The 14,397-nt window shown below is 71.5% G+C and carries 13 protein-coding genes; 9 read left to right on the forward strand and 4 right to left on the reverse strand.

The features are described 5' to 3' along the window. Window positions 1-7: 7 nt before the first annotated feature. Both AC1QRC_RS09590 and AC1QRC_RS09595 read right to left on the reverse strand, forming a co-directional pair. On the reverse strand, window positions 8-454 hold the full coding sequence (locus tag AC1QRC_RS09590) for a hypothetical protein (RefSeq protein ID WP_484206534.1): 447 nt from the start codon (window positions 452-454) through the stop codon (window positions 8-10). A gap of 165 nt (window positions 455-619) precedes the next feature. Further along, window positions 620-1,891 (reverse strand): LysM peptidoglycan-binding domain-containing protein, encoded by a 1,272-nt coding sequence (locus tag AC1QRC_RS09595; RefSeq protein ID WP_484206535.1) that lies wholly within the window; start codon window positions 1,889-1,891, stop codon window positions 620-622. 168 nt (window positions 1,892-2,059) lie between these two features. Between AC1QRC_RS09595 and AC1QRC_RS09600 the strand changes: the two genes are divergently transcribed. Further along, window positions 2,060-2,425: an Rv2175c family DNA-binding protein gene (locus AC1QRC_RS09600; RefSeq protein ID WP_484206536.1), complete on the forward strand. Its 366-nt coding sequence runs from the start codon at window positions 2,060-2,062 to the stop codon at window positions 2,423-2,425. A gap of 12 nt (window positions 2,426-2,437) precedes the next feature. Here AC1QRC_RS09600 and AC1QRC_RS09605 read toward each other — a convergent pair whose 3' ends face one another. Further along, window positions 2,438-3,574: a hypothetical protein gene (locus tag AC1QRC_RS09605; RefSeq protein WP_484206537.1), complete on the reverse strand. Its 1,137-nt coding sequence runs from the start codon at window positions 3,572-3,574 to the stop codon at window positions 2,438-2,440. A 71-nt stretch (window positions 3,575-3,645) separates the two neighbouring features. Here AC1QRC_RS09605 and AC1QRC_RS09610 point away from each other — a divergent pair, with 71 nt between their 5' ends. The 3 genes from AC1QRC_RS09610 to AC1QRC_RS09620 are packed head-to-tail and all read left to right on the forward strand — an operon-like array spanning window position 3,646 to window position 6,245. Further along, entirely contained in the window at window positions 3,646-4,587 is a 942-nt protein-coding gene (locus tag AC1QRC_RS09610) for an ABC transporter ATP-binding protein (RefSeq protein ID WP_484206538.1), read from the forward strand. Continuing rightward, window positions 4,580-5,443 (forward strand): ABC transporter permease, encoded by an 864-nt coding sequence (locus AC1QRC_RS09615; protein WP_484206539.1) that lies wholly within the window; start codon window positions 4,580-4,582, stop codon window positions 5,441-5,443. Before AC1QRC_RS09610 ends, AC1QRC_RS09615 begins: the two co-directional genes overlap by 8 nt. A gap of 1 nt (window position 5,444) precedes the next feature. Continuing rightward, entirely contained in the window at window positions 5,445-6,245 is an 801-nt protein-coding gene (locus AC1QRC_RS09620; RefSeq protein ID WP_484206540.1) for an ABC transporter permease, read from the forward strand. 34 nt (window positions 6,246-6,279) lie between these two features. Here AC1QRC_RS09620 and AC1QRC_RS09625 read toward each other — a convergent pair whose 3' ends face one another. After that, window positions 6,280-7,368, reverse strand: a complete 1,089-nt coding sequence (locus tag AC1QRC_RS09625) for a polyprenyl synthetase family protein (protein ID WP_484206541.1) — start codon at window positions 7,366-7,368, stop codon at window positions 6,280-6,282. A 321-nt stretch (window positions 7,369-7,689) separates the two neighbouring features. On the opposite strand from AC1QRC_RS09625, the gene AC1QRC_RS09630 reads away from it, so the two are divergent. The 5 genes from AC1QRC_RS09630 to AC1QRC_RS09650 all read left to right on the forward strand — a co-directional run bounded on the left by AC1QRC_RS09630 (window position 7,690) and on the right by AC1QRC_RS09650 (window position 14,368). Continuing rightward, window positions 7,690-8,034 carry a DUF6504 family protein gene (locus AC1QRC_RS09630; RefSeq protein WP_484206542.1) on the forward strand — a complete coding sequence of 115 codons (345 nt, stop codon included), beginning with the start codon at window positions 7,690-7,692 and terminating at the stop codon, window positions 8,032-8,034. Between the two features lie 31 nt (window positions 8,035-8,065). After that, window positions 8,066-8,590, forward strand: coding sequence for an SAV_6107 family HEPN domain-containing protein (locus AC1QRC_RS09635; protein ID WP_484206543.1), 525 nt, complete (start codon window positions 8,066-8,068; stop codon window positions 8,588-8,590). Between the two features lie 10 nt (window positions 8,591-8,600). After that, the gene (locus AC1QRC_RS09640) at window positions 8,601-12,479 is read left to right on the forward strand and encodes a DNA polymerase III subunit alpha (RefSeq protein ID WP_484206544.1); all 3,879 of its coding nucleotides are present in this window, start codon (window positions 8,601-8,603) and stop codon (window positions 12,477-12,479) included. Continuing rightward, window positions 12,473-13,783 carry a DNA polymerase IV gene (gene dinB, locus AC1QRC_RS09645; RefSeq protein WP_484206545.1) on the forward strand — a complete coding sequence of 437 codons (1,311 nt, stop codon included), beginning with the start codon at window positions 12,473-12,475 and terminating at the stop codon, window positions 13,781-13,783. The genes AC1QRC_RS09640 and dinB overlap by 7 nt, the downstream gene beginning before the upstream one ends. Before the next feature lie 138 nt (window positions 13,784-13,921). After that, window positions 13,922-14,368 (forward strand): DUF3040 domain-containing protein, encoded by a 447-nt coding sequence (locus AC1QRC_RS09650; RefSeq protein ID WP_484206546.1) that lies wholly within the window; start codon window positions 13,922-13,924, stop codon window positions 14,366-14,368. Window positions 14,369-14,397: the final 29 nt, after the last annotated feature.

Raw genomic sequence — 14,397 nt, forward strand, 5'->3', positions numbered from 1 at the left:
GGGTGCGTCAGCTGGGACAGATCAGGGTGACCGGCTTGGAGTAGGCCCACTCGTAGTCGGTGCCGGCCCGCTTCCAGTCGAACCGCGCCTTGGCGCGGACCGTCACCGGACTGCCCGGGCTGCAGGCCAGCGAGTGGCCGAGCGCCAGGTCCTCCGTGTCGTGCCACCCGTCGTGGTCCGGCACGGGCTGCTTCGCGTTGACCCACGACCCGTCGCTCTTGCGCTGCAGCACGACGTCCGTGGTCTTGACCTGGAAGTCGACGCCGTCCGGCATGTCGGTGATCCGGGCCGCCGGCGTCGCCGTCCCGCCGCTGATCCGGACGTTGATGCACGTCCTGACCTGGGTGCCGTCGCAGACCGAGCCCGCGGCGTTGGCGGGCGCCGCAGCCAGCAGCGTGGATCCGCCGATGACGGCGGCGGCCGTGGTGGCCAGGGCGCTCTTGATGAACCTCATGATGTGTTTCCCCTCTGCATACCGCCCCCTGCGGCATGCCCCCCCGGACGACCCCCTGCCGTCCGGGTTGCCGGGAGTCCCCGGCGGCCATCGACTATGCCCCACCCGGGTCGGGAGCGCAACCCCCCCGTGCCCGGTGAGTGCGCCGGACACCGGGGGGCCAGGTCACATCTGCGAGCGCAGCGCCTGGATCGTCGTCACGTAGTGCCGGGTGTCGGCATACATGCCGTGGGCCTGCACCCCGGCGAGGCCCTGGTAGTAGCCCGCGATGGCCTGGTCCTCGCTGTCCGCGGAGCGCAACAGGGCCCGCATGATCACGGTGCCGGCGGTGATGTTGTCCTGCGGGTCCAGCAGGTTCAGCTCGCGCCCGACCAGGCCGGAGGCCCAGTCCCCGGAGCTCGGGATCACCTGCATCACGCCGATGGCGTTGGCGGGGGAGACCGAGCGGTGGTTCCAGCCCGACTCCATGCTGGACAGCGCCAGCATCAGGTCGGGGTCCACGCCGTGGCGGCGCGCGGTGTCGGCCACCATCTGCCGCACCTGGTCCCGGGAGGGCACGTCGACGGCGGCCAGGTGGTCCCGGTTGGCCGCGGCGGAGCGCGCCACGTCGTTCGGGTAGGTGTAGTGCAGGAAGGTGTTGTCGACCGACTCACCCTTCTTGGCGTCTCCGATGTTCTCCGGGCGCGCGGCGGTGCTCCGCGACTCCGAGGTGGTGGCCGCGCTCCCGCCGGGGAGCTTCACGGTCTGACCGACCCACAGGCGCTGGGGGTTCAGGTCCGGGTTGGCCTTGACCAGCGCCGGCAGCGAGACCCCCTCCCGCTGCGCGATGTGCGTCAGGGTGTCGCCCGACCGCACCTGGACCGATCCGCCCCCGCCACCACCGGACCGGGAGGCGGCGGTGGATCCGGAGCGACTCTGCCCGCTCGACTCCGTGGACTTCGTGCTGTCCCCGCCGGAGCCGGACGTGCCCGGGATCGTCAGGGTCTGGCCCGCATGGATCATCCGTGGGTTGTCCAGGCCGTTGGCCTTCACGATCGCCGAGACGGACACGTCGTGCCGCAGCGCGATGTGCGACAGCGTGTCCCCGGGCTTCACCGTGACCTTCGTGCCACCGGATGCGGCGCCCGAGCTCTTCGACGAGGAGCCCTTCGAGGACGAGCCGTTCGACGAGCCTTTCGACGATGAACCCTTGGACGAGGAGCCCTTGTCGGCCGAGGAGCCGGGCACGTCCAGCACCGTCCCCGGGGTCAGCCAGCGGCCGCCGTGGGGGAGGTCGTTGGCGGCCACCAGGGCGGATACCGAGGTGCCGTAGCGCGCGGCCAGGTCGTAGAGCGTGTCGCCCGGGACCACCTCGTGGGAGTTGGTCCGCTTGTCGGTCAGCACGGTGGCGTGCAACTCGGTGGGCAGGGTGGGGGGCAGGTCGGCCAGCGGGCTCATGGGGCGGTGGGCCTTTCGGTGGGCGGGTGCTGCGGGAGCGTGCCGCACCGTGCCCCGAGATGGTGCAGATGGTGTGGCTGGGGTCGGTGTGACCCGTGGGAAACTACCCCAATCCGCCCGGGCATGCCAGATCGACGGCGTGTCGCTCGGTGTGAAAGACTGGATGATGTGGTAAACGACAGCGATGTAATTCTGCCGGACGATGCCTGGCTCGCAGTGCCGGACATGATGGAACTCACCGGGGCCTCCTTGCCCACGGTCAAGGGGTGGTTGCAGGACCGCGAGGTGGTCGCCACCCGGCGTGGGCCGAACAACGCGGTCATGGTCCCGGCCAGTTTCCTGACTCCCGAGGGCCCGCTGAAGACCCTGCGGGGGACCATCACGGTGCTGGCCGACGGTGGGTTCTCCGACGAGGAGATCATCGACTGGCTGCACCGTGGGGACGACTCCCTGCAGGGTGGCAGTGCCATCGAGGCGTTGCGTCAGGGCAACAAGACCGAGGTGCGCCGCCGGGCCCAGGAGCTTGCGTTCTGAGCCCAGAGTCCGTCACCCGGGGTCGGTGAACGCGACCGGCTTCCCGGTCGACTCGGCATACGCGATCTCCCTGCGGGTGGACTCGCCGACGTAGCCACCGGGGTTGACGACCAGCACCCGGTCGGCCAGGTCGATCTTGTGCCGGTGGAGTGCGTCCAGCGCGACCTTCTGCTCGGGCGTGACCACGTCGTCCGCCTCACCGGGTGCGACGACGATGACCCCGGCAAACGTCAGGTCGCGGTGCACCACCCGCATCCGGTCCGCGAAGCGGGCCGAGCCGCAGAGACAGACGATCTCGGGTCGGTCGCGGTCGGCACTGTCGCGATCGGGTCCGTGCCGGGCGGCTCCGTCGCGGGCGGCTCCGTCGAGCTCAAGCAGGTGCAACCCTGCTCCGCCGCGGTGCGGGACCTCCAGCAGCGCTGGATACAGGTGCGGATCCACGGTGTGACCGTCGACCAGCACCCCCGGGAAGCCCGCCTCGGCCGCGCCCTGGACCGCAGCGCGCAGGCAGGCGGCGACGTCCTGCCGCGCTGTCGCCGCGTCGGGGTCGACCGCCTCGCACACCACGAGCAGGTCCTCGCCCTCGGGGAAGGCGAAGGCCACCGCGCTGACGACGCCGTCCCGCTGCGCCAGGACGCTCCGGTCCCGCAGCAGGCCCTCGCCCAGCATCGGGGCGAAGACGCGCCGCGCCGCCTCCTGGTCCTGCACCGGCGACCAGTCGGCGTGCAGCCAGGTGTAGATCGTCAGCCAGTGCCGCAGGACGATCTCCTCGGGGACCTCGGTGAGGTCGGAGAGCATCGGCGCGTCGGTCATCCCCGACTGTGCCCAGGCGAGGTTGTCGGGGTCGGCGCAGTCGATGTGTGAGGGCGGCACCACCTGGTATGTCGTGGCGCCGGCCCGGGTGAGCAGGGCGTGGCGGGCCGTCCCGGGCACGGCCTTGGCGGCCAGCGGCCGCCCGGTCGCCTCGACGAGCGCGGTCACCAGGTCGCGCAGCGTGTCCGGCGCAGGGTCCTCCGAGAGCTCCAGCCAGGCGCGCGAGGGGTGGAGCTCGCCGACCCGTGCCTGCGCCCCGACCTCCGTGCCGTCGGCCCCCACGGACCGGGCGCGCCAGCGCCGTCCCGCGTCGACTTCCTCCACCTGGATCCCCACGGCACCATGGTAGGCGGGCCGGCTGGCAAACCGTTTGGTGAGTGTCGGTGGTCCGGTCCAAGATGCTCGGTGTGACTGAACCAGGGGCGGGCGAGCCGATCGTCGTCGCGCAGGACCTGACCAAGACCTACGGGGACACCCGGGCGGTGGACGGGATCTCCTTCGAGATCACCACCGGAGAGTCGTTCGGCCTGCTGGGCCCCAACGGTGCGGGCAAGTCCACCACCATGCGCATGATCGGCGGGACCCTCACCCGGACCGGCGGGTCGATGCTCGTGGCCGGCCTGGACCCGGACGCCCAGGGGCCGGAGGTGCGGGCCCACCTCGGGGTGGTGCCGCAGCAGGACAACCTCGACGAGGAGCTGTCGGTGCGTGACAACCTCATCGTCTACGGCCGCTACTTCGGGCTGCCGCACTCCTACCTGCGGACCAAGGCGGACGAGCTGCTGGAGTTCGCCCAGCTCACGGAGAAGGCCAAGGCCAAGACGATCTCGCTGTCCGGCGGGATGAAGCGGCGGCTCACGATCGCCCGGTCCCTCATCAACGAGCCGCGGCTGCTGCTGCTCGACGAGCCGACCACCGGGCTGGACCCGCAGGCCCGGCACGTCCTGTGGGACCGGTTGTTCCGCCTCAAGGAGGTGGGGGTGACCCTGGTCGTCACGACCCACTTCATGGACGAGGCGGAGCAGTTGTGCGACCGGCTCATCGTGGTCGACCGGGGCAGCATCATGGCCCACGGCAGTCCCCGGTCGCTGATCCGGGAGTACGCGACGCGCGAGGTGCTCGAGGTCAGGTTCGGCGCCGAGCGCAACGCGGCGGTGGTCTCCCGCCTGGAGGACGTGGGGGCGCGCATGGAGGTGCTGCCGGACCGGATCCTGATCTATGCCGACGACGGGGAGGCGGCGCTGGAGGAGATCTCCGCCCGCGGCCTCTCGCCGATCACCTCCCTGGTGCGCCGCGCCTCGCTGGAGGACGTCTTCCTCCGGCTGACCGGTCGGAGTCTCGTTGACTGACTCCGCCCAGGACCTGCGCCGGCTCGCCGCCTCCGGCCGGGTGCCGCCCCCGGAGGTGTTGGCGGCCCGTGCCCGCCGCTGGGGGTGGTGGTACTACGTGGAGTACTGGCTGCGCACCGCCAAGGCGTGGGCGTTGTCGATCGTCGGTTACATGGTCGGCGAGCCGCTGCTCTATCTGGTCGCGCTAGGGCTGGGCCTGGGATCGCTGGTGGACAGCGGGGTCGGCACCGTCGACGGCGTGCCCTACCTGGTCTTCGTCGCACCCGCGCTGCTCATCGCCACGGTCGTGATGTCGACCGGGGCGGAGTTGACCTACCCGGTGATGGCCGGCTTCAAGTGGAACCGTCTCTACTACGGGCCGCACGCGACCCCGGTGACCCCCGCCCAGATCGCGGTCGGCCAGTTCGCCGGGGTGATGCTGCGCTTCGTGGTGCAGGCCCTGATCTTCTGGGGCTTCCTGGTGGCCTTCGACGCCGTGCCCCGCGGCTGGCTGCCCTCCCTGTTGGTCGTCCCGATCGCCGTGCTCTCGGCGGCGGCGTTCGGTGCCCTGCTCCAGGCGTACGCGGCCACGCTGCGGGACGAGGGCTACCAGTTCGCCTTCATCCAGCGGTTCGTGATCATGCCGATGTTCCTGTTCGCCGGCACCTTCTTCCCGCTGGGAACCATGCCGGTCTACCTGCAGTGGATCGGCTGGATCTCCCCGGTCTGGCACGGCACCGAGCTGGCCCGCCTGGTCACCTACGGCGCGAGCGAACCGGTCTGGCTCACCGTCCTGCACGTGCTCGTGCTCACCGGTATGACGTGTGCCGGCCTGGTCTGGGCGCGGCGGGTCTACACGAACCGGCTCGGGAGCTGAGATGAGCAGCCAACCCCGCGTCCTCGCCGGCCTCTACGGCCGCAACGCCCGTGCGGTGATCGAGCGCGGCTTCCGCGTCATTGCCCGCCAGAACTGGATGATCCTGGTGTCCGGCTTCTTCGAGCCGGTGCTCTACCTGTTGGCGATGGGCCTCGGGCTGGGGGCCCTGGTGGGGGAGGTAGCCGGCCCCGGTGGCACCCAGGTGCCGTACACGGCATACATCGCCCCGGCACTGCTGGCCACCTCGGCGATGAACGGCGCCATCTACGACTCCACCTGGAACGTCTTCTTCAAGCTGCGCTTCGCCCGTCTCTACGAGGCGATGCTGCAGACCTCACTGGGGCCGATGGACGTGGCCCTCGGCGAGATCTTCATGGCGCTCTTCCGCGGGTTCCTCTACGCGTGCGGGTTCATGGGCGTGATGGTGCTGATGGGCCTGGTCACCTCGCCCTATGCGGTGTTGATGATCCCGGTGGCGCTGCTCATCGCGCTCGGCTTCGCCAGCTTCGGGATGGCGGTGACGTCCTACCTGAAGTCGTTCCAGCAGATGGATGTCGTCAACTTCGTGATGCTGCCGATGTTCCTGTTCTCGGCGACGCTCTACCCGATCGAGGTGTTCCCGGACCCGCTGCAGTGGTTCATCAAGGCGATGCCGTTGTGGCACGGGGTGGAACTGATGCGGCACCTGGCCTTCGGCTTCGTCTCCTGGCCCACCGCCGGACACGCCCTGTACTTCCTGGTGATGACCGTGGTCGGCGTCTGGTTCACCACCACCCGGCTCCGGGCGCTGTTCCTGCGCTGACCGCGGCGCGGAAGGCTCAGGTCGCGCGGGAGGCTCAGGTCGCGCGGGAGGTGCAGGCGGCGACGAGGTCGTCCAGGGCCGAGCGGTTGCTCAGCGCCAGATCCGGTATGCCGTGCAGCGCCTCGGTGGCACGCGTGGCACCCGCGGTGATCATCTGTTCGGTGAGTTCGACGGCGCCGCTGCGGACCAGGATGTCGCGTGCCTCCTGCACCCGTGCCGCGTCCAGGTCGGGGTTGCCCAGGGTGGCGAGCAGGGTCGTGGCGTCCGCCGGCTCCGCGTGCTCCAGCGCGTGGGCGATGAGCACGGTGCGCTTGCCCTCACGTAGGTCGTCGCCGGCGGGCTTGCCGGTCTCCTCGGGGTCGCCGAAGACGCCGAGGACGTCGTCGCGCAGTTGGAACGCCTCACCGAGGGCCCTGCCGTACTCGCTCAGGCCCGCGGCGGCGCACTCGTCCCAGCCCGCGGCATACGCTCCGATGAGCAGGGGCTGGCGCACGGAGTAGTTGCCGCTCTTGTAGTGGATGACCCGGCGGCACTGCTCGACCCGCTCGGGGTAGGTGAGTCCGTCCCAGTCGCGGACCGACTCCAGCACGTCGAGGAACTGACCGCCCATCAGCTGGGTCCGCATGTCGTCGAACTCGGGCCGCGCGCCGGCCAGTTGCTCCGCGGGGAGGCCGGACCCGGCAAACATCCGGTCGCACCAGGTCAGGCACAGGTTGCCGGCCAGGATGGCGCCTGCCTCGCCGAACCGGGCGGAGTCTCCGGCCCAGCCTGCCCCGGCGTGCCGTTCGGCGAAGGCGCGGTGGGCAGTCGGTCGCCCCCGGCGCAGGTCGGAGTCGTCCATCACGTCGTCGTGCAGCAGCGCTGCGGCCTGGAACATCTCCATGGAGGCGGCGGCGCGGACCAGCGCCTCGGAGTCCGCGCCCCCGGCGGCCCGGTAGCCCCAGTAGAGGAAGGCGGCGCGCAGCCTCTTGCCGCCGGACAGCAGACCGGCGACGGCGTCGACGAGGGAACCCATCGGCTCGCCGAGTTCGGCCAGCACGGACCGCTGGTGGGCGATCTCGGTATCGAGGGCGGCCTGCACGCGATCGCGCAGCGCGGCACCCGACGGGGCGGGGTGGGGCACGGGCTCCTCCTGGTCGGGGCACGGGTGGTGCCGACGGGACCGAGCCTACGTGGTCCCGGGCCGGGAGCGGCATCGGGCTGTGGGGCGCCGGGCCGGGCCATCCCCTCCGTGGCCCGGACCGGTGCCGCCGTGCTGTGCCGCACTGGTGGTGCCGCACTGGTGGTGCCGCACTGTCGGTGCCGTGGTGTCCGATGGTGTCGTGGTGGCGCGCTCTCGCGTGGAGTTGTCCACAGGAGGGGACGGGGGTTGACACACTGTCGGTCCTTTGTCGTACATTCGTTCTATCGAACACAGGTCGGAATAAAAGATCGGGAGGTCAGGATGAGCCGTCGCTACACCGAGCCGGTCGAGGTGCGTCTGGGGGAGCCGCTGGTCGGTCCGCTGGAAGGGGCGGTGGAGCAGTTCGGGACGGTGCCGACGGCCTTCATCTGGCGCGGCCGACTGCATGTAGTCCGGGCCGTGCTGGGGCACTGGACCCAGCGGCTGCCCTGGTGGCGGGAGGCCTGGTCCGAAAGTGCCGGGGACGAGAGCGCAAGGAACGAAGGGCCGCCCGAGCTGGAGCAGGACGTGTGGCGGGTGGAGGCCAGTGCCGGACGACTGCTCGGCACCGGTGTCTACGACCTGGCCAAGGACGAGCAGTGGCGGCTGCTCCGGGTGGCTGACTGAGCGACGTGAGACGAGAGAAGAGGAGAGGACGATGACCACGACGACGATGACGACGACGAGCAGGGCTGCGACGAACGGGGCTGCGACGAGCAGGGCTGCGACGAACACGGCTGCGACGAGCGGGGCGGTCGCAGCCCCGACGGCCACGGCCCCGGCGGCGACGGTGCTGGACCTGTTGGAGCGCTCCCGGGGCGGGCTGGTGCAGGCCTGCCACAGCAGGTCGGCCGCCGAGCGATACACCGAGGCGCACCTGGCGGCGTTGCGCGCTGCGGCGGCCCTGCTGGCTGCCCGCAGCGCTCCCACGGGCCGGGCCCGCCCACGCAGTGTCTGGGAGGTGCTGCCCACGGTGGCGCCCGAGCTGGGCGAGTGGGCAGTGTTCTTCGCGGGCACCGGGCGGCGCCGGCTCTCCCTGGAGCGGTCCATGACCGGCGTCAACCCCCGGGAGGCCGACGACCTGGTGCGCCAGGCCGAGACCTTCCTGGAGTTGGTCCGCGCCGCACTGCACCTGCCGCTGGCAGCACCACTGCCCGGCGAGTTGGCACCGACGACCCGCTGAGGCCCCGCCCGTGACCACGACCGACCTTGACTTCGCCCACCTGCACGTGGCCTCGAGCTTCTCGATGCGCTACGGCGCCTCGACGCCGGAGGCACTGGTGGAGCGTGCGGTGCAGCTGGGGCAGTCCACCCTGGCGCTCACCGACCGGGACGGCACCTACGGGGCGGTCCGGTTCGTGCAGGCGTGCGAGCGGGCCGGGGTGTCCGCGGTGCTCGGGGTGGACCTGGCGCTGGGATCGCCGGGCGCCGTGGGGCTGCCGAATGCCGTAGGGGTGCCACGTCCCGGACGGGCCCAGCCCGTCAAGGGTGGTGCCCTGGTCGACGACCAGCACCCGCGGGTCACGGTGCTGGCCCGGGGACAGCACGGAGGCCTCGCGCCCGGCGTCGGCTGGTCCCGGTTGTGCCGGCTGGTCACGCACACCCATCTGGCCGGGGAGCGGGGTAGCCCGCGGACTACGCCGGAACTGTTGGCCCGGGCTGCCGCGCCGGTGGACGGGGTCGCCCCGGTGGTGGTGCTGCTCGGCCCGGACTCCGACGTCGGCCGGGCGGTCCGCCACCGCAGGAGCGCCCGGGCCGCTGAACTGCTGCGGGCCTGGACCCACCGGCTCCCCGCCGGGGCGGTCGTCATCGAGGTGGTCTGCCACGACGGTCCGGCGGGGAGCCCGGCCAGCCTGGCCCACGCTGCCCGGATGTGGGGGCTGGCGCTGGAGCACGGCCTGCCGGCGGTCCTGACGACCGCGGCCCGGCACGCCACCGCCGACCAGGCCAGGATCGTCGACGTGCTCGACGCGGCCCGGAGGATGGTCGCCCTGGACGAGCGGCACCTGGATCGCGTCAGCACCGCCGGCCACCTGGCCGGGACCGGTCACATGGTGGCCCTGGCGGGTCGGCTGGCCGACGCCGTCGGCCCGGCCGGTGACGCGGGCAGGCTGCTGGGCGAGACCGCGCACCTGGCGGCCGACTGCGTGCAGCAGGCTCGCAGTGACCTGGGGATCGGCGAGGTCCATCTGCCCGAGCCCGAGGTGCTGGGCGTCACCGGTATCGGCGGGGCGCAGCAGGTGCTCACCCAGCGGACCAGGGCAGCAGTGCACGAGCGGTATCCGGGCCGGCCCACGGCATACCTGGATCTGGTGCACGCCCGGTTGGAGGACGAGCTGGGCGTGATCGCGGGACTGGGCTACCCCACCTACTTCCTCACCGTGGCGCAGGTGTGCGACCTGATCCGGGACATGGGGGTGCGCGTCGCCGCGCGTGGTTCCGGGGCGGGCAGCCTGGTCAACTACCTGCTCGGGATCAGCGGGGTCGACCCGATGCGACACGACCTGCTGATGGAGCGGTTCTGCTCCCCGTTGCGGGCCCAGCTGCCCGACATCGACGTCGACGTGGAGTCCGCCCGGCGCACCGAGATCTACGAGCGGATCCTGGAGCGGTTCGGCTCCGAGCGGGTGACCTGCGTGTCGATGATGGAGACCTACCGGGTGCGGCACGCCATCCGGGACGTCGCAGCCACGCTGGGGATGCCGCCGGGGGAGATCGACGTCATCGCCAAGGCGTTCCCGCACATCCGGGCGCGCGACGCCCGCTCGGCGATCCGGGACCTGCCCGAGCTGCGGCGGCACGGATTCGACGCCCCCCGGATGCAGTTGCTGTTCGAGCTGGTCGAGGGGCTGGACGGGCTGCCGCGGCACATTGCGGTGCACCCCTGCGGGGTGATCCTGTCCAACACCACGCTGCTGGACCGCACCCCGGTCGAGGCGAGCTGGCTGGGCTTCCCGATGAGCCAGTTCGACAAGGACGACGTGGAGGACCTCGGGCTGCTCAAGCTCGACGTGCTCGGGGTCCGGATGCAGTCGGCGATGGCGCACGCGGTGGCCGAGGTGGAGCGGGTCGACGGGGTGGTGCTGGACCTCGACGACGGGGAGCAGATCTCGCTGGAGGACCCGGAGACCTATGCCCTGATCCAGTCCACCCGCACCCTGGGCTGCTTCCAGATCGAGTCCCCGGGTCAGCGGGAACTGGTCGGCAAGTTCGCCCCGGAGACGTTCGAGGACATCATCATCGATATCTCCCTGTTCCGGCCCGGGCCGGTCAAGTCCGACATGGTCCGCCCGTTCCTGCACGCCCGACAGGGGTGGGGTGAGCCGGAGTACCTGCATCCCACCCTGATCCCGTACCTCCGCAGCACCTGCGGTGTCGTGGTCTTCCACGAGCAGGTGCTGCAGATCGTTGCCGAGACGACCGGGGTCACCCTGGCCCAGGCCGACGAGGTGCGCCGGGCGATGGGCAGTCCCCAGGGGCAGGACCAGGTCGAGCAGTGGTGGCGCCCCGCCGCGGCCGCCCGGGGCTACACCCCCGAGGAGGTCGACCGGATCTGGGGGGTGCTGGCCTCGTTCGCCTCGTTCGGGTTCTGCAAGGCCCACGCCGCCGCGTTCGCGCTGCCCACCGTGCAGTCCGCCTGGCTGAAGACCCACCACACTGCCGCGTTCCTGGCCGGGGTGCTGACCCACGACCCAGGGATGTATCCCAAGCGGTTGCTGCTCGACGAGGCACGCACCATGGGCGTCCACGTGCTCGGCCTCGACGTCAATGCCTCGCGGGAGGAATACCGGGTGGAGCAGGTCCCCACCGATGAGCAGCCCTGGAGCGAGACGTGGGCCGACCTACCGCAGGAAGACCCGCCGGGAGGCCCGCCGCCGGGACGGACATCCTCCCGCGCCGGTCGCGCCGGTCGCGCCGGTCGCGCCGGTCGGGGTGACCGGGTCGACGCCGTGATGGCCACGGTGGAGCAACGTGCCAGCTCCTACGGCATCCGGTTGTCGCTGGCGGACGTGAAGGGGATCAGCGCCGCCGAGATCGACCGGGTCGTGGCGGGGCAGCCCTACCACTCGCTGGCCGACTTCTGGCAGCGTGCGCGGGTCAGCCGGCCGGTCGTGGAACGGCTGGTGGTGGCAGGCGGGTTCGACCAGGTGCACGGGGTCGGTGCCGCCCGTGGACAGCGCAGAGACGGGCCGACCCGGCGTGACCTGCTGCTGCACGTGGCCGAGCTGGACAGGTGGCACCGACCGGTCCGGTCGGCGGGGCGCCGCCGGGCCCGTGCTGCGGTCGCCCCGACGCTGGATCCGGCAGCCGCGACGGCGGTCGGAGAGGTCGGGAGCCGTACCACCGCGCAGGCGATGGGCGCCCGCACCTGGCACGCCCGCCAGGTCGATCCGACGCAGCTGACCCTGGATCTCGGGGACCAACCGGTGCTGACCAGCGGCAGCGGGCTGACCGAGATGACCCCCCAGGAGCAGATGCTGGCCGAGCTCGAGGTGCTCGGCCTGGATGTCAGCTCGCACGTGACCACGACCTACCGGCCGATGTTGCAGGCTCTCGGGGTGGTGCCCGCCGAGCGCATGCTGCACCAGAGGAACAGGTCCGAGGTCCTCGTCGCCGGGGCCAAGGTGGCCACCCAGACACCGCCGATCCGCAGCGGCAGGAGGGTGGTGTTCCTGACCCTCGACGACGGCACCGGGCCGACGGACGCCACCTTCTTCGAGGACGTCCAGGGGCCGTTCGCCGCCACGGTGTTCGGCTCCTGGCTGCTCGTGGTGCGGGGCGTGGTCCGGCGCACCGGGCCGCGTGGCATCTCGATCCGGGCCACGGGGGCCTGGGAGATGGCCGCGCTCGGCCAGGCCTTCGAGGCCGGTGGGGTCGAGGCGGTCCGGGACCTGATGGATTCGGCGGAGCGGCAGGCGGTTGCCGGCGCGGCGGGGGAGGCCGGGGAGCAGGCCGGCCGGCGGGTGTTGGTGCACGCCTCCGGGTTCCGCCAGTCGCCGTATGCCGACGTGAAGCCGGCCGAGCCCACCAGCAAGCTGTGGCACTCCTCCCCGGGAAGTTCCGGATGGTGACGTCGGACCAGGACGCGCTCACCGTCCGGGACTGCCCGATCCTGCACGTGGACATGGACGCCTTCTACGCCTCCGCGTCCCTGATCGACCGCCCCGAGCTGCAGGGCCGGCCCGTCGTCATCGGTGGGGGGCTGCGCAGCGTGGTGCTCTCGGCCACCTACCCGGCGCGGGCACACGGCATACGGTCCGGTATGCCGATGGCCAGGGCGAGGCGGCTGTGCCCCGAGGTCGAGGTGATCCGGCCCGACTACGACCGCTACGCCCGGATCTCCGATGCGGTGATGGCGGTCTTCAGCGAGGTCAGCCCCCTGGTGGAGCCGGTCTCGATGGAGGAGGCATTCCTGGACGTGTCCGGCGCACGGCGCACCTTCGGCGGGCCTGCCCGCATCGCCCGCTGGATCCGCGACACGGTGGCCGACGAACAGTGGATCACCTGCTCGGTGGGTGGTGCACCGACCAAGGTGGTCGCCAAGATGGCCTCCCGCGCGGCAAAACCGGACGGGATGCTGCTGGTGCCCGGAGATGCGGTCGTGCCCTTCCTGCACCCGATGCCGGTCGGGGCGTTGTGGGGGGTGGGGGAGAGCACCGAGGCGGCGCTGCACCGGCTCGGTCTGCGGACCGTGGGCGACATTGCTCACCTGCCCCGGGCCACCCTGGAGCGAGCGTTCGGCGCGACGACGGCAGCCCACCTGCAGGACCTTGCCTGGGGGCGAGACAACGGCCGGGTGGCGCCGCTGCCCGCGGAGCGCAGCGTCGGTCACTCCGAGACCTTCAGCCACGACATCGACGACCCGGAGGTGATCTACCGGCAGTTGCTCAGCCTGAGCGACCGGGTCGCCGCCCGGATGCGGCACGGCGGCATGGTGACGCGGACTGTGGTGCTCACGGTCAGGTTCTCCGACTTCACCACGATCACCCGCTCGCGCACCCTGCGTGAGAGCACCGACGTGGGCCGGGAGGTCTACGCCACGGCCAAGGGCCTGTATGACGCACTCGGGCTGCAGCGGGCCCGCATCCGGTTGCTCGGGGTGCGCGCCGAGAAACTGACCGAGGGGGAGCGGACCCCGGTCCAGGGGATGCTCGGCGAGCCGGAGCACGGCTGGCGCGACGCCGAACGAGCGGTGGACCGTGCCGCAGCCCGGTTCGGACACGGCGTCGTGCGCCCCGCCAGCCTCGTCGGGGACGGGACTCGGCGAGGAAGGCACCCCGACAGCGAACTCTCGGGTAGCCCGCTCAGCCGGATCGCGGTGCGCGGGCGGGGAAGGACGGCGGAGCCAACCTCTCCGGGGGCCCAGCGCGTCTAAGGGGTGTGGAACCCCGGCTAGTGCTTCGGACGTTCACGAACTATCCTGAGTAGGACATCGTCGTCATGTGACGAGGGTGTCGACACCGTCCCCACCAGACGGCGGTGCCGCCAACATAGAGGTCAATGGGAGGTCCCAGTGCCGCTCTCCGAGCATGAGCAGCGTGTTCTTGAGCAGATGGAGCAGGCGCTCTACGCCGAGGATCCCCGCTTTGCCAACCAGATGGTCGGCAGGGCCGAGGCCAAGGCCGCGCGCCGTCGGATGGGCATCGGGATTCTCGGGGCGATCCTCGGGCTTGGCCTGATCGTGCTGGGCGTGACCGTCCAGCAGATCTGGGTGGGTGGCATCGGGTTCGCGGCCATGATCCTCGGTGCCGCACTGGCATTCACTCCGCCCCGCAAGAGCGACGGTCCGACCCTGGGCACGGTCCAGGACGACGGCAACATCACCCTGCGCACCGGCCGCCCGAGCGCCGCTCAGGGTGGCAAGGCATCCCGGAACAAGAACCGACCCAAGACCAGCGGCACCTTCATGGACCGGCTCGAGCAGCGCTGGGACAAGCGCCGCGAGCAGGGGCCCTTCTGACCGAGGCCGGACTCACCCGGGCACGCGGA

The sequence above is a fragment of the Ornithinicoccus sp. genome, from assembly GCF_057176825.1.